Genomic DNA, 17,648 nt, shown 5'->3' on the forward strand with positions numbered 1-17,648 from the left:
CACCCCGGCCGAGTCGAGGTTCAGAAGTGACGTTCGAGCGCGGCGAGGGTGGCCGCGTCCATCGCCCCGGTCAGCTGCGTGTCGTCGAGGTCGACGGGGATCAGCTTGCCGACAGCAAGGTGACCTGAATGTTCCCGAAGGTGAGCGATGTGACCAACAGTTCTCCCTGGCCCGACCGAGATGAAGACGAGTGTCGGGTTGGCAGGGTACTCACTCGCATCGTCGGCTGCACCGTTCGGCAGGACGCGTTGAATACCACCGCGAATCGCGGTGAGATGCGAGTAATGTTCGCCGGCCGCCACCGCACTCATGTACTCGGACAGATTGCGAGAGTCCACGACATGCGTTGGCATCAACGATTCTTCAAGGACGGCACCGTCTTTGGTGCCGAACAGTATCGCTGTCCGCGCAAAGGTTGCCGCGTCGGTGAGCGCAGTATCGGCGGCGAGTGTGCAGACGGTCTCGTGCACGGTATCGATCACACGCTGGAAGTCGGCTTCGGCGTGGGCTACCTGTTCGGCGGCGGGAATCCGCGAATCGAGGGACTCCGACCAGAACTGCAGTATCCGATTCCGAGCAAGTTGATGCGTGTCGTGAACTCGATCGCTCAGCTTGGGTGGCGCGAAGGTTTCGGTCTGCAGATGCGGCGGTGTCAACGGATTCGACAACGAGATCGTCCAACCATGTCGCCCCGATGGAAAGATCATCCCGGCCCCTTGACCGAGAAGGTCGAGGACGATTTCGCTTCCTACCTCAGCGTCGTTGAGGTGACTCGGATCCAGTGGTGAGAATTCCTCGAACGCCAACTCTTGATCACGCAGGTAGCGCGTGATGCGGACGCGTTCACTCGGATCAACATTCGTCCGGGCTTGCTGAGCTGCGACCTGCGCCTTACCGAGGTCGGTAGTGTCGAGAACGTGTGTGGCCGTTCCCGATCGAGATGAACTGACGACGTAACGGTTTCTGCGTAGCTTCGCAAACATGAGGCCAGTGTAGGTATTGCCGTCGACAGTGTTTGCGACAGCTCGAGTCCAGCTCACCAGGTGAGGTAATCGGTCGAGGAGATGTGGAAACCGTGTCTTGCTCCAGGTTCGAGGAGACAGGTCAGCCTACTCGGCCGGGAACCACAGGTGACCGACGTTTTATCTGCAATGGAGAGCAGGATCGTCATCTTCGTGCCGTATTCGAAGACCGCGGAGGAGGCGGCATAGTCCGGACCGACACCGCTTGTGCCTTGCCGCGCACAGTGTGCCGGCGCCTGGGTGTACGGGGCGGGAGGGTTGCCCCAACCGATGAGGTTGGAATCAGAGACCAGGTCGTTGCGGTTGACCGCGCACCAGTCTCCGCTGCGCCATTCCGGCGGATCGACCACGTAGCAAGTGCCCTGCGTTGGAGTGAAATTGCAGCCGACGGTGCTGTCGAGCGCACTGAAATGAGTACCAAGCCCATTCCCGGTGTACGGCAGGGCAGAGACCTCGGTCAGGTCCGACATGTCGGCGAGCTGGGTGGGACTGAGAACGAGAGGTGTCGATGTCACCGAAGATGAGGTAGGGCTAGATGCACTTGTGCTTGTGCCGGTTCCGGCGGTGATCGGTACCTGTGTCGTTGAGAACCTGGTCTCGGAAGTGGGTGATGCGCTGCCGGTGGTATCGGATGAGCATCCTGCGAGAAGGCCGGCGAACGCCGCGATCGCGGCGGCTGTCGCCAGGTACCTGCGTGAGCTGTTGCGAAGCATGATGATTTCCCCCGGTTTTTCGTTCGAATGAAACTTACGTCGAGCCCACGACATGAGGTCGTGCCTGTCCGCCTGGTCTACAGAGTGCAAACCATCGACTCGGGGAGATGGGCAGGCATGGTGCCAACTTTGCTGACCTTCCCGCTATCCCAGGTGAGGGTGTAGTTCGCCCGGCCGGTCATACCGGGATTGCTGTCACCGAGTTCGGGATAGCGGTATGTCACCGCGACTGTGTTCTCGCCTGCAGCTTCGACGGCGGAGATGGTGACGTAGCACGTCGATGCCGGACCCACGAATGCACCGTCGTGGAGGAGCGGAATGGCAACCGGGCTGGAATTGGTGGCCATTGCGACCGTGGTCGTTGCGAAACTCAGTGCCGCGCAGGGTCCAGCGACGATGTGTCGGCGGTGCTCTCCCCCGACCCGATGCTCGGAGCGACGGGGTGGGATTCACCCCGCAGCTTGCTCTCCTGTTCATTCGCAATGACTCCAAGGCCCCGCAGGATGCCGCTCAGCGCCTCAAACGTGCTCTTGGGCGCTCACCACCCCGTGCATCCGGGTCCATGATGCTCACTGCTCGCTGACGGATGGCGCCGTCGGGCCTCCCAAGCATCCGCAGGCGTGCATACGGCTTTGCCGACACCATTGCGTCCAGGAATAGGTACACAGCAACACTGGAGGCCATCTGGCAGCCTTCGCCGCGTCCTGGCACGCCGCAGACACACCCAGGTCTTACCCACGCCCCACTGCTAGGAAGAACACGCAGCCGACCTCGAGTAGCGGGCCGTCGAGGTCGGGACCCAGCGGTGGGTCAGCAGTGCCGGAGACCGTGGTGAGCCCGATGTCGATGGGCTCGACATTGGGCTGTAGCCGGACCGCCTACTCACGCGCCATTAGCCTTGTCGCGGGTGGCAGCGACATCTCCGCGCTCTAGCCGGTTCAGCGTGCCGGCCGACACGGATACGGCGAGCCTGTCGATATGGCCCGCGTCCGCGAGGGACTCGCAGAGACAGCCGTAAGCGGCCACCGTAGTTATCGTTGTCCCAAGCTACTCAGTTTTCTTCGAGGCCCCGTCAGCGCTGCTGGCGGGTTTTATGCGTGCGACATCAGGCATCGCCACCGATACCGTCACGGTGGCCGTTGGCCAGAAGTGCCCGCAAGCTTTCGGCCGGAATGCGTACCGGAACGCCCGGCTTGCGGGCGAAAAGAGTTTTGAGGTGGCCGTCGGCAAGCAAGCGCCAGATGGCGCGCTGGCTCAGCTGTAGGCGTTCGGCCACCTCAGGCACGCTGAACGCCCGTAAGTCGGCGTACGGATCGGGTGTCGATGCAAAAGTTCGAGTGGACAAGGAGACTCCAGGACAGATATTTCTGTCCGGCTCCCGCGCGCAGTGGCGTCTTACCCGGCTAAGTATCGGGGGTATCTCAGACGACCCCGAGGCTTCTCTTGTCTAGCTCCAAGCCTACATGCCACGCCATTGCAGTCGCCCGCCACGACACGGCGTGCCACAGGGCCTACCAGACAGCGCCGTAAACTGCTAGGGCCCACGTAGGGCCCACGGCCCCACGCTTAACCCTCCGCAAAACGAAGAAAACCCCCTGTTGCCAGGGGGTTCTTCGGGTGGTCCCGGCTGGGATCGAACCAGCGACCTTCCGCGTGTGAAGCGGACGCTCTCCCACTGAGCCACGGGACCGTAAGTCATCCGAACGCATGCGCTCGAACGAGTTGGAACATTAACACGGCTGCGCGGCGAATACGAATCACCAGGTTGGCATTCGTTTTGCCCGAGGTGACCCCGAAATCCACGAATTCGAGCCGATTTCAGGCCGTATTCATCGCCAAGTCGGACTGTTGCAACGCCCGCGACGGGTCGATTCGACGTCGAACACGCCACTGAGCTGGTGATTTGTGTGTATCCGACACGGTCGGCTAATGTTTCCAACGCACCGAGGAGAGCAAGCAGCTCCCCAAGCAACACGGTGCGATGCGGACGTGGCGCAGCTGGTAGCGCACAACCTTGCCAAGGTTGGGGTCGCGGGTTCGAATCCCGTCGTCCGCTCGAGAGGTGTGACTCAACCTTTTACGGTGGAGTGGCCGAGTGGTGAGGCAACGGCCTGCAAAGCCGTGCACACGGGTTCGATTCCCGTCTCCACCTCGCGCGATTAGCTCAGCGGGAGAGCGCTTCCCTGACACGGAAGAGGTCACTGGTTCAATCCCAGTATCGCGCACCACGTCAGGCCCTCGGGCCTGATGGTCAAGACCTGCTTGCAGGTCTGATAAGTTAGAAAAGTACTGAGTTCCGGTAACGGAGTTCATTGCTCATGCGGACGTGGCGCAGCTGGTAGCGCACAACCTTGCCAAGGTTGGGGTCGCGGGTTCGAATCCCGTCGTCCGCTCCATTTTTCTCCAGAACCCGCGCGATTAGCTCAGCGGGAGAGCGCTTCCCTGACACGGAAGAGGTCACTGGTTCAATCCCAGTATCGCGCACCATTTGAGAATGCAGAAAGCCGGAACCTCAGGGTTCCGGCTTTCTGCGTTCGAGCGCCAAACATACGGGGCCGCAGTACTGACGCAGGGCCCCTCGGGCGCTCCGTGTCAGTACCGCGGTTGATGTAGCTGATCAGATTGTTGTCACTGCTCAGTGAGAGAAGCGGTTCGCTGCCGAAGTCATCGCGCGCAGCGAGGACTCCGTCGACGACTCCGCGATACCCATCGCCCAGCTCCGACTGCCGTCGCACTCGGTGAAGATGAACGTCGCAGTGCGGTGGCCGATCTGGTGCTGATGGAAAGACAGGATCTCGAGCGAGATTCCCGCGTCGTGCAGCATCGACGTCATGGCCGAGATCGCGCCGGTCGAGGTGGCGGACGCCTTCTGGATGCGCTCCCCCAGCCCGAGTGTCGCTTCGAAGGTCCAACGACCCGGTGCAATCTTCTCGGAGGACCACGCACCCAGACGGATCGGGCCGCTCATAGCCGCATACGTGGACTCGAACTCGGTCCACGACATCGCTGAGCATTCGGCACGCAGGCCAGCGGGCAGGGATCTTCCGTGACGCGCCGCGAAGGGATCAGCAGCGATAGAAGAAGAATCAGAAGCGAAAGCGAAGTTGTAAGTCATGATCGTGGTCTTCCTGGAATGAAGTGGAGGACCAACTGGTAGCAAGACGACCCGCAGCGAGGGGTCGGTCCGATTCAGACCCCGCTACGGCGGCTTACTACAAGAATTCGCTTCATGAGAGACGAGGCTAGGCGGCCTGGTTCCATAAAGCAACTCAGACCGCCTCCGCTGCAGGTCAGACCTGAGCCGCTTTGTGCTCGGCGATCAGAGCGCGATACCACTCGAACGAGGCCTTCGGTGTGCGCTTCTGGGTGTCGAAATCGACGTGTACCAGGCCGAAACGCTCTTTGTACCCCGCAGCCCATTCGAAATTGTCGAGAAGCGACCACACGAAATAGCCGCGTACATCGACACCGTCGTCGATGGCCGATCGGAGGGCGCGAAGGTGCGCATCGTGGTAGTCGATTCGTGCTTCGTCCTCGACAACTCCTGCGGCATCCGGAGCATCGTGGAACGAACACCCGCTTTCCGTGATGTAGATCGGCGGCAGTGCGTCACCGAAGCGTGCTTGGAACGTCCGCAATATCTCACCTAGTCCCTCAGGAACGATCGGCCAACCGAAATCTGTTGTGGGATAACCGGTAATCGCGACGGGGGCAAAGGGCAGGCCCGGCGGCAGGTCGACTTCGAGCACACCTTCGGTCCCCTGGCCTTCCACCGGAGCGGCAATCATCGTCGGCTCGTAGTAGTTGATCCCGTACCAGTCGAGCGGCGCCCCGATGATCTTCAAGTCCTCGTCGACCGGACCGCTGAGCAGCTGAGCGAATTCGTCGGCGGGGTATTTCCCGACCAGAACCGGGTCGGCGAACATCCAATTGACGACGTGGTCGTAGATGTCGGCAGCCATCACGTCTTCCGGGGAATCCGAAGCGGCCCGCACCGGCGCATGGTTCGAGGCGATTCCGATGTTCGTGCATCCGGTTGCCCGAAGCGCTTCGACAGCGAGGCCGTGCCCGAGCAGTTGATGATGTGCGGCTTGGAAAGCCTCGAACCCCAGAGCGAGTCCGGGGGCGTGAACTCCCAAGGCATGTCCGTAGAGCGTGTGCACCACCGGTTCGTTGAGCGGCATCCACATTCCGACTCGATCCGACAGTCGCTCACCGACTACCTGCGCGTACTCCCCCAGTCGATACGAGGTGTCGCGGTTCATCCAGCCGCCCTGCTCCTGCAATGCGAGGGGCAGATCCCAGTGAAAAAGCGTCACAGCGGGGGTAATTCCCACCGCACACAGTCGATCGACGAGTCGGTCGTAGAAGTCGAGCCCTTTCGCGTTCACTGCCCCCGATCCGGTGGGCAGAATTCGCGACCACGACAGGGACAGCCGATAGGCGTCGAGCCCGAGCTGTTCCATCAGTTCGATGTCCGATTCCCAGCGGTGATAATGATCGGCAGCGACCGTCCCGGTGTCGCCCCCGACGACAACACCGGGACGGTCACAGAACTCGTCCCAGATCGACGGCCCGCGACCGTCTTCGGCCACAGCTCCTTCGATTTGATAGGCCGCAGTTGCGGTTCCCCAGACGAAAGAAGACGGAAATTCTGGTGTCGGCTGCCGAGTCATGTCGGTCAGTTAATCAAAGAACCGTGCAAAACACGCAGGTTTGTTGGACACTCGACCAGTATCAAGATCCAGTACCGTTCGGCCTACCCGAACGAACGAGACAAAGGCCCTGCTTGATGACGGATAACACCCGCACCCTGACGAGGGCCCGGATCGCCACTTCGGTGGCCTTCGGACTTCAAGGATTCCTGCTCGCCGCCATACTGACGCAGCTTCCGCAGTACAAGGACTTGTTCGAGCTGAGCGAGACACTGGTTGTGGTTGCGGTTGTCACCGTGTCCGTCATCGCCGGGCTCGGCAGCGTGCTCGCCGAGATGCTGGCCGTACGGACGTCGAGCAAGATGACTCTGCGAACCGGACTTGCCGTCATCGCAGTCTTCGGCGGGGCAACCGGAATTGCGCCAAACGCGGCGATGTTTTTCGTCTCCCTGGCGATCTACGGCATCGGACTCGGCATGGTCGACGCGGCCGCCAACATGCAGGCGGTCTCGATCCAACACGCCAAGGGCCGCTTCATCCTCTCCTCCTTCCATGCTTCCTGGAGCGTCGGAGCGATTGTCGGCGCTCTCTTCATCTCTGCTACTGCAGGCCTCGACGTCTCGATCCGCGTGACCCAGGTGATCGCGGGAGTTGTTGTCGGACTGATGCTTCTGGCCTTCGGTCCGCAACTGCTCGATCGCTCCGAGTCTCCGGTTGCCGATGCAAACATCACGAGCACCGCAAAATTCACCGTCCCCACCCGCGCCTTCGTCCTCCTCGGCGTCGCGATGGCCCTGTTCTACGCGGTCGACTTCAGCGTCGGAAACTGGTCGACTCTCTACGTCAAGGACGAACTGTTAGCCGACGCCGGGACGGCTGCACTCTCCGTAGCGGCGTACCAAATCGCGGCACTGATCGCACGACTGACCGGCGACTACTGGGTCGGCAAGTTCGGTGAGACCACCGTCGTGCGGATCGGCTCTCTCATCGGCGTGTTCGGCATGACGATCGTCGTCCTCGCACAATCTCCCGCCGTTGCCATCGCCGGCTTCCTGATCGTCGGCCTCGGCGTACCGGTAATCGCCCCGATCTGCTTCAGCGCCGCCGGGCGAATGGCACCCCCAGATCAGGTCGATGCGGTTATCGCACGCATCAACCTCTTCAACTACGTCGGCACAGTGGTCGGCGGCGGCATCGTCGGCGCGGTCGCTGCCTTCAGTGACCTTCGAATCGGGTTCCTGATTCCGCTGGCGTTCTGCGCGATCTTGATAGTTCTTGCTCCCGCGTTCGCTCCGAAACGAGCCACGACGCCGGTCACCGAGAACGCCGCTTGAGCGTTGTGCCCGAGGAAAGTGGTGTACTTGATCGACCGAATCATGTGCGCGAGAGGTAGAAACTGACGTGACGATCACCGTTGACCGGGCCGGGATCTGGGATTCCGAAGCAATCGCCGATGTGGCTGCGGTGACTTTTCCGCTGGCCTGCCCACCGGACGCATCCGACGACGACATCAGCGCCTTCATCGACAATGTTCTCTCGGTCGACAAGTTCTCCGAGTATCTGACGGACCCGACACGAACGGTTCTCAAGGTCATTCGCGACGGCTCGATCGTCGGCTACGCGATGCTTGTCGACGACGAGCCCGCCGATCCGGACGTCAAAGCTGCTGTGACACTTCGCCCGACGACGGAACTGAGCAAGTTGTACGTACTTCCGGGAAACCACGGAACCGGCGCGGCGGCATCCTTGATGGACGCGGTTGTCGACCATGCACGACGCGGCGGAAGTGCCGGGATCTGGCTGGGTGTCAATCAGGAGAATCTGCGCGCCCAGAAGTTCTACGCCAAGCACGGTTTCACGCAGGTCGGCACCAAGACTTTTCTCGTGGGCGCACAACTCCACCACGATTTCGTGATGGAGCGCCCCGTCAGCTGACAGGCCTGCCGATCAGCCGGCCGCGACCTCGAAACGAGAAAGCGCGAGCAGACGCGAGGTCGCGCGCAGGTACTTCTTCTTGTACCCACCTGCGAGCATCTCGGGAGTGAATATCTCGTCGAGGCGTGCGCCGGAAACGGTGACCGGGATGCTCGCGTCGTACAAGCGGTCGGCGAGAACCACGATGCGCAAAGCGACCGACTGATCCGTTGCGGGGTGAACGCCGTCGATGAAGACTGCCTTCACACCCTCGACCAGCTTGTTGTAGCGCGACGGGTGCAGTGTGCTGAGGTGCTTGCACAGCTCGTCGAAGTTGTCGAGCGTGGCGCCGTCGATGGCGTCGGCCCGAGAGACCAACTCCTCCGAGGAGATGGGCTCCGGTGCGGGCGGAAGGTCACGGTGACGGTAGTCGGGACCGTCGACGCGAATCGTCTCGAAGATCGAGCCGAGCTTCTTGATCTCGCGCAGGAAGTCCTGCGCGGCGAAGCGGCCCTCACCGAGCTGGCCGGGAAGCGTGTTCGACGTCGCGACAATGGATACGCCGCGTGCGGAGAGCTCCGAGAGGAGGCGGGAGACGAGCATGGTGTCGCCCGGATCGTCGAGCTCGAATTCGTCAATGCAGAGAACGCTGTGGTCGGCGAGCGCTTCGACGGCCTTGTTGAAGCCGAGAGCGCCGACGACGTGCGTCAGCTCGACGAAGGTTCCGAACGCCTTGGGCGACGGAACGCTGTGGAAGATCGACGCCAGCAAGTGAGTCTTGCCGACACCGAATCCGCCGTCGAGGTACAGGCCGGCGCCGGTTGCCTGGGTTTTCTTGCCGAACAGTCCGCGGCGTCCACCACTGCGGATCTTGGTGACGCGCTTGGAGAATTCTTCGGCCTTGGCGACAGCAGCTGCCTGGCTCGGTTCCTTCGGATCAGGAATGTAGGACGCAAAACTCACCTCGTCGAACATTGCGGGAGGCACCATTTGAGCTACCAGTTGATCGGCGGGTACCACCGGGCTGCGATCGACAAGACGTTCATGCATCCGTCAAGGGTATCTACGTGATGTGATCTCTCATGTGCACCGTATGGATATTGCGACCTACTTCACACCAGGCAGAGAAGACGAGCTCCGCAGCTTGTACGCCTATCCGGAGAATCTCTCGCAACCCTGGATGCGTGTGAACTTCGTTTCCAGCATCGACGGGTGCGTCTCCGTCGACGGCGTGAGCCATGGACTGGGCACGCCTGCCGACAAGTCGGTATTCGGGATCTTGCGCGAACTCTGTGACGTCGTCGTGGTCGGCGCCGGCACAGCGCGAGCCGAGAACTACGGGGGTGTGCAGATCTCGGACGAAGCCCGCGCGCGCCGCTCGGCCGGCGGTCTCTCTCCGGTCCCACCGATCCTCGTCGTCTCGGCGCACGCGTCGATCGACCCTGAAAGTCGTCTCCTGCGAGATACCGAAACTCCGCCGATCCTTGTTGTCGGTAGCGCCGCGGACACTGCAGCGATTTCGGCGTTGAGATCCGCCGGAGCGCAGGTAGAGGTGACGGACTCGCCGAACGTCAGCAGCGGCGACATCGACAGGGCCTTGTCGGCCCGCAAGCTCCGCCGCGTGCTGTGCGAGGGCGGACCGTCACTTTTCGGACAGTTGATCGAGGACAATGCCGTCGACGAACTCTGCGTCACCACCTCACCTCAACTGGTGGGGAGCAAAGTCGGCCGAATCTCGCTCTCCCCCAACGCAATGCCCACAGCGATGCGTCCCGCACACATCCTCGGCGATTCGGACGGCACGATCCTCACTCGATGGGTTCGTCAGCAGCCACGTCGGTGAACCTGGCACTCTGGTCGGCATGCGCAGAGTTGCTTTGATGGCCGTCGTCCTCGCGACGTGTTGTGCGTGCGGCGCCGGACCGTCGCTTCGGCCCGCCGTCGCGGTCGAAGGCCGCACCGACGGCAGCCCTGCCCAGAGCGAGGGGCCGTCGCCCGATGCGCCGCCGGTTGACCCTGGCATCCCGACCGACGACCTACCGTGGCGGGACTGCACCGGCACGTCACTAGCGGACCAGGCTCTCGCGGCGTCGAGCGCCGGCGTCATCCTCGAATGCGCGGAATTCAGTGCCCCCATCGACGTGACCGGTGCCATCGACGGCAACTTCACTGCCGGCTTGACCCGCGCGCGGACCTCGTCGACACCTGCAAACGCGTATCCGATCGTGTTCACTTCCGGCACCGACCGTTCGTCGGGAGAATCTCTGGCCATGCTCGCTGCAACCGGATTGACGACGGTACTTGCGGATCACCCCGTCGTTGCCCTGGATCGACGCGGAATCGACAGGTCCACCGCAATCGACTGCATGACGCCGGAGATTCGGCGCGGCCTTCACGATCTGGGACAGTACGACACGGATTCCACCGGCGATGCCGCCGACGCGGTCTCCGCACTCGGTCACGACGCGACCATCGCGTGTACCGACTACCTCGATCCTCAAGAACTGAAGTTCGGCGCGGACTCCGCTGCCGAGGACATCGACGCTCTACGTACACGGTGGGGCGTCGAGACCATCGCTCTGTGGTCGGCAGGGTCCGGCTCGGACATCGCGCTGAGCTATGCGGCGGCCCACCCGGACAACCTCGCGAGGTTGATCCTCGATTCTCCCGCTCCGGTGGCCACCGACTCTGCCACCGAGGCAGAGAGCCGCGTGCAGGGCGAGGAAGCCGCGTTGACCGCATTTGCTCAGCGATGTGTGGCGCTGGGGTGCTCGCTCGGACCTGATCCGAAGAAATCGGTCACGGATTTGATGGAACGCGCGCGGGCCGATGAATTCCAGCCGCTGTCCGCCGCTGCGGTGTCGAACGCGATTTCGGCGAGTCTGTGGACTGCCGGAACCAACCGTGAGCAAGAGACCCGCTCACTGTCTGACGCTTTGTCCGCGCTCGGTACCGGCAACGCTTCGCCGATTCGAGAGCGCGCCGCCCGGGCAGAGAACGAGGTGGACGGTGACGGCCAGTTCATCGGACGATGCACTGACGGCACGCAGTGGCCGGGGATCGGGCGTGCCCGCGAACTGGCGGACACGTGGGGCACCAACTATCCGGTATTCGGGCGAGAAGCCGCGCTCGGTTTGCTCGCATGCGCCAGCTGGCCGTCGACCGCCAACTCTCCCCTGCCCAACCAGTTGAAGCCCGCCGTCCTCGTGCTGAGCGGTCAGGGTGACCCGGCCGTCGGAAACTCCGGACTCTCGACCGTCACCGGCGTCGTCACCAACGCAGGGTCGCGCTTCGCAACCCTGGACTGGCAGGGTGCGGGTCACCCCGCGGCACAATCCACCTGTGCGCAGCAGGCGATGAGGGCATACCTCACCGACGCCTCCCTGCCCAGCAACGGAAGCGTGTGCCCGGCCTGACTCGGGCGCTCGTCCACCACGACCGAAAAGGGGTGCATCCCCCGATCACACCCTGCTCCGGTGTACCGTGCCGAAGTGTTCCTTCGACAGCTCGAGCCGCGTACCGGGCGGACAACCCAACAAGTCGTCAACTTCGTTTTGTGGCCGATCGCCGTGATGACCGTGCTCAATCGTGTCATCGTCACAGCCGTCAACGGCGCCATCACCGATGACTTCCGACCGGTCTACAACGCCGCGCTGGCGTTCTGGAACGGTCGCGACGTCTACACCGCAGATTTCAACTCGGTAGACCCCCATTACCTGTACCCACCATCGGGTTCACTGTTGATGGCGCCCCTGGCGATCCTCGATCCCGAGCGCTCACGGTGGCTGTTCATCGGTGTCAATGCCGTCGCCATCCTCGTGGCTCTCTACCTGCTGTTGCGCTTGTTCGACCTGACGATCAGTTCCATCGCCGCGCCGATTCTGGTTCTCGGCGCTTTCATGTCGGAGACGGTCACCAACACGTTGGTGTTCACCAACATCAACGGTCTCGTCCTGCTCGGCGAAGTTGCCTTCCTCCTGCTGCTGATGCGCAAGAAGGATCTGTGGGCCGGCGCCGCGATCGGTCTCACCATCGCAGTGAAACCCACTCTCGCGCCGCTGCTCCTGCTGCCACTCGTTCGCGGTCAGTGGAAGGTGTTCGTCACCGCCCTCGGCATCCCGTTCATTCTCACGGTCGTCGCATGGCCACTTGCGTCGGATCCGATGGACTTCGTCCGCCGCACCGTGCCGTACCTGCTCGAATCCCGTGACTACTTCAACAGTTCGATTGTCGGAAACGGCGCGTACTTCGGTCTGCCCGAATGGTTGATCCTGCTGTTGCGCGTCGTGTTTGCCGCCATGGTCGTCGTCTCTCTGTGGCTTCTGTACCGCTACTACCGCAACGACGAACTCTTCTTCCTCACCACCGCGACCGGCGTGATCATGACCGCGTCGTTCCTACTGCCCTCGCTCGGCCAGATGTACTACTCGATGATGCTGTTGCCGCTCCTGATGTCCGTGGTGCTCAAGAACTCGGTCATGCGGAACTGGCCGGCGTGGCTCGCCGTCTACGGCTTCATGACGTTCGACAACTGGTGGTCGAACCGCTGGCCGACCTTCGGCCGAGCAGCCGAATACACCAAGAGCACCCTCGGCTGGAGCCTTCTGCTGATCGTGATCTTCTGTGTCCTCGGATACCGGTATCTGGTCGCGCGTCGAGAGGGCCGCTTGGATCAGGGAATCGATCCCGCGTACCTCCTCGATCCCCCGCTCGATACCGTCTCACCTGCCGACGAAGCCGAAACGGCGACAAAGCATTAGCGTGGAGGCATGAGTTCTTCACACGATGGCATCGACAGCACACCTGAGGTCACGTACACCGAGAGCGAGTGGCGCGAAAAGCTGACTCCGGAGGAGTTCGCCGTCCTGCGCCAAGCCGGCACCGAACGCCCCTTCGTCGGCGAGTACACCGACACCACCACGGAAGGTGTTTACTCCTGCCGGGCGTGCGGAGCCGAGCTGTTCCGCAGCACCGAGAAGTTCGAATCGCACTGCGGGTGGCCGTCCTTCTTCGATCCGGCGGATTCGGATGCCGTGATCCTGAAGGAAGACAGCTCACTCGGGATGCGCCGCGTCGAGGTCATCTGCAAGAAGTGCCACAGCCACCTCGGTCACGTCTTCGAGGGTGAGGGATACCCGACGCCCACCGATCAGCGGTACTGCATCAACTCGATCTCGCTGGTTCTCAAGCCCGCTCAGTAGCCGGGTCGTGGGCTACCCCCCAATCACGGGAGTAGCCCACGGATCGAGACTTCGACTCAGAAGTCCCAGTTCAGCGCGGTCGGGCTCAGACCGGCCGCGTTCAAGTCCTCGTTGCGAGCGACAAGACCGTCCTTGACTGACCCGATCCCACCACCGATCGCGCCGGACGTGATGTCCGTCAACGAGGCATCGCCGCCCGTGACTTCCTTCGTCACGATCGCAGCGGACGCTCCCGACACCGCGTCGTCGAAAGCGCCCCGTGCGATCTCCTGCAACCTCGAACCGGTCGGGAGCGGGTTCGGGTCAGGCCCGACACGATCCGGCGTCGTCTTCAACCCCCCGTTCGCCAGTCCTTTGACGAAACCGTCGCGCCCTTCGGTCATGACCTTGCCACCGTCGATCGACTGGCGATGATCCATCGTCATCTGACCCAGTTGAATGGCGAGACCGGAGAAGACGGCTGCGGCAGCTTCCACTGCTGCAGCCTCGATCACTCGTATCAACAATTGCTGCAACAACATTCGGACCGTGAGTGTTGTTGCGACCTCAGCCGCCACGATTCCGGCTGTACTCGCTCCCAGTGTCGGGACAGCGGCCGCTACCATGGCGGCAATCTCGAGCGCCAGTGCGCTCAGCGCCGCGAGGATCGACAGTTTGGTGTACTCGATGTCCGTGCCCGTATCGGTGCATGACTGCCCCAGTTCGGCTGCAGCAGAGGACAACCGCTCGAAGACCTCCGCAACTCCCCCGGCCTCCGACCAATACCGAGACAACGAGTCGCCGGCTCGACCGTCGATCGAAGCCAGTACTGCTTGCAAACCATAACCACCGGCAGCGGCCGAAGCCTCGATCCGATCAGCCGCGTCTGACCAGGCATCACCCAACCTCCACAGTGCCGTTTCGTCTCCTTGCGGCCAGTCACTGCCCACCGCGACCGACGCAACCGCCTGTAACCAGCCCGGAATCTCGAGTCCCATCAGAGCCCACCCGCCAGGTCGTCGGCAAGCGAGGTGTCGATCGCTTCGAACCGATCGGTGATATCGATCAGCGCGGCGGTCAATTCTCGAAGCGCACCCGCGATCAATGTCATCCCACCGACCGCTGACGACGCACCGGGAACATATGCGTCCGAGAATGCGGTTCCGAACTGGTCAGCTCCCCAGCAACCCTCTTCGGCGCCTGCCGCTGTTTCCAGAGCACTCCGCGCCTCGTCGAGATCGGCCGCAACTGCCTCGAATGCAGGTGCAGCACTTTTCATTGCGGCTACGTCCACGCCCAGTTCAGACATTGCCGGAACTCCTCAGAACGGTGCGGTCCCAGTTCTCGTCGCCGCCTGCCGGCACCGACGCCGGACGAGGCGCGAGAATCTCACGCAATCCGAGCACACCGGGGACGAGGTCAGGCAAATCGATTCCGGCCGCTTCCGTGAACGGACTCGACATCTCGGCGACCTGTCGGCGCATGTCCTCCGCCGCGGATGTGGCGGTAGCCAGGATCAGATTCCCCAACGCTGCCGGCGAATGCTTGCCGTAGGCGCTCCCCGAGAGGGTGACTCCCACGGTCGCGCCCGAAGCGTCCACGACCACTTCCACGCTACCGTCGCTCGAATGCACGGTCGCCGTCGCTCGAGCGATCTTCTCCTGCAAGTCCGCCAGCGATCGTGTTCGCTCCAACAGTTCGACCTGCATCGAATCGATCTGGGCCCGAAGAACTTCGACCTGCCCCCGCATCGAACCAACATCCGTTGCATTCACGATGGCCCCCACCTTCGATAGATCGTGACGCCTGATTCAGGCGCTCACGAGGTTCGACGCGGGAGGTGCCCGATCGGTTCCGTCAGCGCGAACCAAGCACCGGCGGATCGAACGCCTTGACCGGTGGCAGTACCCCTTCGAATTTCTCGATCTGCACCAGAACGTGCTGGCCGGTGCACCCATGCGAAAGCGAAGACGTACCGATGTCCGGCGTCAGAACGTTGGGATTTCCGTGAACACACAGAGAGTCGGGATCGGCAGGATCGAGTGGGTCGTACCACGCACCGGTCGACAACTGGACGACGTCGCTCCGCAAATCCGAATCGACGATCACACCAGCCAGGCATGCCCCGCGATCGTTGAACACGCGCACGACGTCCCCAGCCGAGACGCCGCGCGCGGCGGCGGCATCGGGGTGCATACGAATCGGCTCGCGTCCCTTGATCTTCGACGCCTGACTGACAGCACCGTGATCGAGTTGGCTGTGCAGTCGCGTCTTGGGCTGGTTGGCGATCAAGTGAAGCGGGTATTGCGAGGCCCGCGGTCCGCCCAACCACTCGTCGGGCTCGTACCAGCGCGGATGGCCGGCGCAGTCGGCGTAGCCGAACGACTCGATGGTCTCGGAGAAGATCTCGATCTTCCCACTCGGAGTCGAGAGCGGATACTTCTCGGGGTCCTCGCGGAAGTCACCGAAGAGCACGAGGTTGTCCTCGGTTCGCATCCGGTAGTGCCCGTCGGACCAGAAATCCTCGAACGTCGGTGTGTTGCCGCCGTCTGCATCGACGAACGGGCGCCATTGATCGTAGAGATGCTCGATCCACTCCTGTGAGGATCGCCCCTCGGTGAACTGCTCCCCGAATCCGAGTGCGGAAGCCAGATCGGCAAACGTGTCGTAGTCGTCACGCGAGTTCGCGAAGGGAGGAACGACCTGCTGCATCGCGACCAGAAGCGGATCATTTCGTGTGCAGCTCAGGTCATTTCGTTCGAGCGAAGTGGTCGACGGGACGACGATGTCGGCGCTGCGAGCCATCGGCGTCCAGTAGGGATCGTGAACGACGATCGTGTCCGGACGCGCAAATGCCCGTCGCAGCCTCGGGAGATCCTGGTGGTGGTGAAACGGATTACCACCAGCCCAGTAGACCAACCGAATATCCGGATAGGTCAGGCGCCTGCCGTCGTAGTCGAATTCCTCACCGGGCGAGAGCAACAGATCGGAGATCGCGGCTACCGGAATGAAATCCGACACCGGATTCACACCTTGAGGGAAGGTCGGCAACGGATACGGCACCGGAGCCAGACCCGGCTCGTTCATCGAACCGTAGCCGTGCCCGAAACCGCCACCCGGAAGCCCGAATTGGCCGAGCATCGCGGCGAGGGTCACCCCCATCCACGGCGCCTGCTCACCGTGTTTGATGCGCTGCAACGACCACGTGACCGTGACCAGCGTCCGGCCCGACGCCATTCGCCGAGCCAAGTCGGTGACGAACTCGGCGGGCACCCCGGAGATCTCCTGCGCCCAGCGCGGATCCTTCGGTACACCGTCGGCGCGTCCCAGCAGGTAATCCTCGAAGCGTTCGTAACCGACGCAGAAGCGGTTCAGGAATTCGCGATCGTGCAGACCCTCCGACGCCAGGACAAAAGCCACTGCGAGCATGATCGCCACATCGGTTCCCGGGACGGGTGCGATCCATTCACAGTCACCCTCGACGTCGTCACGCAGCGGACTGAACGAGACGATCTTTCCGCCGCGAGCCCGAAACGCGTCGAGCGCCCCGAGTGTCGGATGACCGCTCGTACCACCGGCATTGACGCCGGTGTTCTTGATCGGAACTCCCCCGAACGAGACGAGGAGATCGGAATGCTTCGCGATGACGTCCCACGACGTGGAGCGCGCGAACAACTTCCAGTGTGTTCCCACCACTCGCGGCATGATGACGCCGGTGGCTCCGAGCGAGTAACTGTGGACCGATTTGGTGTATCCACCCAGCTGATTGAGAAATCGGTGAGCCTGGCTCTGCGCGTGATGGAATCGACCGGCGCTGGCCCAGCCGTACGAGCCGCCGAAGATCGCGTTGTTTCCATGCGTGTCGACCACGCGACGCAATTCACGCGCGAGCAGTTCTGTCAGCTCGTCCCAGGTGACCGAGACGAATTCGTCGGCTCCACGCCGGTCGCTGGGACCCGGCCCGTTCTCGAGCCAACCTCGACGCACCGCCGGACCCGTGACGCGTGACCGGCTGCGCACCGATCCGGCGAGGTTGCCGAGCATCGGCGAAGGATTCGAATCACCCTCGTACGGATGCACGGCGGTCACCTCGCCGGCGACCGATTCGGCGCTGAACATTCCCCAATGGGACATGTGTTGACGACGCCGGTTCGGTGCAGTTGT

Annotated in this window: 17 protein-coding genes and 6 tRNA genes; 11 read left to right on the top strand and 12 right to left on the bottom strand. The window is 62.5% G+C overall.

Annotated features, from left to right (window positions below):
• Positions 1-20: 20 nt before the first annotated feature.
• From I7X09_RS00260 to I7X09_RS00280, 5 genes are all read right to left on the bottom strand, one after another.
• Entirely contained in the window at positions 21-983 is a 963-nt protein-coding gene (locus tag I7X09_RS00260; RefSeq protein WP_200315009.1) for a hypothetical protein, read from the bottom strand.
• 53 nt (positions 984-1,036) lie between these two features.
• Positions 1,037-1,537, bottom strand: coding sequence for a hypothetical protein (locus I7X09_RS00265; protein ID WP_200315011.1), 501 nt, complete (start codon positions 1,535-1,537; stop codon positions 1,037-1,039).
• Positions 1,538-1,812: 275 nt separating this feature from the next.
• On the bottom strand, positions 1,813-2,082 hold the full coding sequence (locus I7X09_RS00270; protein WP_200315013.1) for an LppP/LprE family lipoprotein: 270 nt from the start codon (positions 2,080-2,082) through the stop codon (positions 1,813-1,815).
• Positions 2,083-2,840: 758 nt separating this feature from the next.
• Positions 2,841-3,080, bottom strand: a complete 240-nt coding sequence (locus I7X09_RS00275) for a helix-turn-helix domain-containing protein (protein ID WP_200315015.1) — start codon at positions 3,078-3,080, stop codon at positions 2,841-2,843.
• 273 nt (positions 3,081-3,353) lie between these two features.
• A tRNA-Val gene (locus tag I7X09_RS00280) sits at positions 3,354-3,425 on the bottom strand.
• Positions 3,426-3,718: 293 nt separating this feature from the next.
• Between I7X09_RS00280 and I7X09_RS00285 the strand changes: the two genes are divergently transcribed.
• From I7X09_RS00285 to I7X09_RS00305, 5 genes are all read left to right on the top strand, one after another.
• Positions 3,719-3,791: transfer RNA gene (locus tag I7X09_RS00285), tRNA-Gly, on the top strand.
• Between the two features lie 25 nt (positions 3,792-3,816).
• A tRNA-Cys gene (locus tag I7X09_RS00290) sits at positions 3,817-3,887 on the top strand.
• 1 nt (position 3,888) lies between these two features.
• Positions 3,889-3,963 (top strand) — tRNA-Val (locus I7X09_RS00295).
• 92 nt (positions 3,964-4,055) lie between these two features.
• Positions 4,056-4,131: transfer RNA gene (locus I7X09_RS00300), tRNA-Gly, on the top strand.
• Positions 4,132-4,147: 16 nt separating this feature from the next.
• A tRNA-Val gene (locus I7X09_RS00305) sits at positions 4,148-4,222 on the top strand.
• A gap of 148 nt (positions 4,223-4,370) precedes the next feature.
• Here the strand turns inward: I7X09_RS00305 and I7X09_RS00310 are convergent.
• On the bottom strand, positions 4,371-4,850 hold the full coding sequence (locus I7X09_RS00310; protein WP_200315017.1) for an alpha-isopropylmalate synthase regulatory domain-containing protein: 480 nt from the start codon (positions 4,848-4,850) through the stop codon (positions 4,371-4,373).
• Positions 4,851-5,025: 175 nt separating this feature from the next.
• Entirely contained in the window at positions 5,026-6,411 is a 1,386-nt protein-coding gene (locus I7X09_RS00315; protein WP_200315019.1) for a GH1 family beta-glucosidase, read from the bottom strand.
• 116 nt (positions 6,412-6,527) lie between these two features.
• Between I7X09_RS00315 and I7X09_RS00320 the strand changes: the two genes are divergently transcribed.
• Positions 6,528-7,724, top strand: coding sequence for an MFS transporter (locus tag I7X09_RS00320; protein WP_200315021.1), 1,197 nt, complete (start codon positions 6,528-6,530; stop codon positions 7,722-7,724).
• Between the two features lie 67 nt (positions 7,725-7,791).
• The gene (locus tag I7X09_RS00325) at positions 7,792-8,325 is read left to right on the top strand and encodes a GNAT family N-acetyltransferase (protein ID WP_095970505.1); all 534 of its coding nucleotides are present in this window, start codon (positions 7,792-7,794) and stop codon (positions 8,323-8,325) included.
• Between the two features lie 12 nt (positions 8,326-8,337).
• On the opposite strand, the gene zapE is transcribed toward I7X09_RS00325, so the two are convergent.
• Positions 8,338-9,354, bottom strand: coding sequence for a cell division protein ZapE (gene zapE / locus I7X09_RS00330; protein WP_003942629.1), 1,017 nt, complete (start codon positions 9,352-9,354; stop codon positions 8,338-8,340).
• Positions 9,355-9,397: 43 nt separating this feature from the next.
• Here zapE and I7X09_RS00335 point away from each other — a divergent pair, with 43 nt between their 5' ends.
• The 4 genes from I7X09_RS00335 to msrB are packed head-to-tail and all read left to right on the top strand — an operon-like array spanning position 9,398 to position 13,505.
• Positions 9,398-10,147, top strand: a complete 750-nt coding sequence (locus tag I7X09_RS00335; protein WP_200315023.1) for a pyrimidine reductase family protein — start codon at positions 9,398-9,400, stop codon at positions 10,145-10,147.
• A gap of 19 nt (positions 10,148-10,166) precedes the next feature.
• Positions 10,167-11,720, top strand: a complete 1,554-nt coding sequence (locus I7X09_RS00340; RefSeq protein ID WP_200315025.1) for an alpha/beta hydrolase — start codon at positions 10,167-10,169, stop codon at positions 11,718-11,720.
• Between the two features lie 60 nt (positions 11,721-11,780).
• Positions 11,781-13,064 (top strand): glycosyltransferase family 87 protein, encoded by a 1,284-nt coding sequence (locus tag I7X09_RS00345; RefSeq protein ID WP_124569708.1) that lies wholly within the window; start codon positions 11,781-11,783, stop codon positions 13,062-13,064.
• 9 nt (positions 13,065-13,073) lie between these two features.
• Positions 13,074-13,505: a peptide-methionine (R)-S-oxide reductase MsrB gene (gene msrB / locus I7X09_RS00350; RefSeq protein ID WP_003942631.1), complete on the top strand. Its 432-nt coding sequence runs from the start codon at positions 13,074-13,076 to the stop codon at positions 13,503-13,505.
• Between the two features lie 56 nt (positions 13,506-13,561).
• Here the strand turns inward: msrB and I7X09_RS00355 are convergent, their stop codons facing one another.
• The 4 genes from I7X09_RS00355 to I7X09_RS00370 all read right to left on the bottom strand — a co-directional run bounded on the left by I7X09_RS00355 (position 13,562) and on the right by I7X09_RS00370 (position 17,618).
• Positions 13,562-14,482, bottom strand: coding sequence for a WXG100-like domain-containing protein (locus I7X09_RS00355; protein WP_124569713.1), 921 nt, complete (start codon positions 14,480-14,482; stop codon positions 13,562-13,564).
• Positions 14,482-14,793 carry a hypothetical protein gene (locus tag I7X09_RS00360; RefSeq protein WP_200315027.1) on the bottom strand — a complete coding sequence of 104 codons (312 nt, stop codon included), beginning with the start codon at positions 14,791-14,793 and terminating at the stop codon, positions 14,482-14,484. The genes I7X09_RS00355 and I7X09_RS00360 overlap by 1 nt, the downstream gene beginning before the upstream one ends.
• The gene (locus tag I7X09_RS00365; RefSeq protein ID WP_234036758.1) at positions 14,786-15,259 is read right to left on the bottom strand and encodes a YbaB/EbfC family nucleoid-associated protein; all 474 of its coding nucleotides are present in this window, start codon (positions 15,257-15,259) and stop codon (positions 14,786-14,788) included. Before I7X09_RS00365 ends, I7X09_RS00360 begins: the two co-directional genes overlap by 8 nt.
• A gap of 82 nt (positions 15,260-15,341) precedes the next feature.
• On the bottom strand, positions 15,342-17,618 hold the full coding sequence (locus tag I7X09_RS00370) for a molybdopterin guanine dinucleotide-containing S/N-oxide reductase (protein WP_200317604.1): 2,277 nt from the start codon (positions 17,616-17,618) through the stop codon (positions 15,342-15,344).
• Between the last annotated feature and the right edge of the window lie 30 nt (positions 17,619-17,648).

Source organism: Rhodococcus sp. P-2, from assembly GCF_016598535.1.
In the GTDB taxonomy this organism is placed as follows: Bacteria; Actinomycetota; Actinomycetes; order Mycobacteriales; family Mycobacteriaceae; genus Rhodococcus_F; species Rhodococcus_F baikonurensis.

Excerpts from the sequence above, each read along its gene's own strand:
- I7X09_RS00260 (WP_200315009.1), bottom strand. The coding sequence starts at position 983 with ATGTTTGCGAAGCTACGCAGAAACCGTTACGTCGTCAGTTCATCTCGA.
- I7X09_RS00270 (WP_200315013.1), bottom strand. The coding sequence starts at position 2,082 with ATGGCCACCAATTCCAGCCCGGTTGCCATTCCGCTCCTCCACGACGGT.
- I7X09_RS00310 (WP_200315017.1), bottom strand. The coding sequence starts at position 4,850 with ATGACTTACAACTTCGCTTTCGCTTCTGATTCTTCTTCTATCGCTGCT.
- I7X09_RS00315 (WP_200315019.1), bottom strand. The coding sequence starts at position 6,411 with ATGACTCGGCAGCCGACACCAGAATTTCCGTCTTCTTTCGTCTGGGGA.
- I7X09_RS00320 (WP_200315021.1), top strand. The coding sequence starts at position 6,528 with ATGACGGATAACACCCGCACCCTGACGAGGGCCCGGATCGCCACTTCG.
- zapE (WP_003942629.1), bottom strand. The coding sequence starts at position 9,354 with ATGCATGAACGTCTTGTCGATCGCAGCCCGGTGGTACCCGCCGATCAA.
- I7X09_RS00335 (WP_200315023.1), top strand. The coding sequence starts at position 9,398 with ATGGATATTGCGACCTACTTCACACCAGGCAGAGAAGACGAGCTCCGC.
- I7X09_RS00340 (WP_200315025.1), top strand. The coding sequence starts at position 10,167 with ATGCGCAGAGTTGCTTTGATGGCCGTCGTCCTCGCGACGTGTTGTGCG.
- msrB (WP_003942631.1), top strand. The coding sequence starts at position 13,074 with ATGAGTTCTTCACACGATGGCATCGACAGCACACCTGAGGTCACGTAC.
- I7X09_RS00355 (WP_124569713.1), bottom strand. The coding sequence starts at position 14,482 with ATGGGACTCGAGATTCCGGGCTGGTTACAGGCGGTTGCGTCGGTCGCG.
- I7X09_RS00360 (WP_200315027.1), bottom strand. The coding sequence starts at position 14,793 with ATGTCTGAACTGGGCGTGGACGTAGCCGCAATGAAAAGTGCTGCACCT.
- I7X09_RS00370 (WP_200317604.1), bottom strand. The coding sequence starts at position 17,618 with ATGTCCCATTGGGGAATGTTCAGCGCCGAATCGGTCGCCGGCGAGGTG.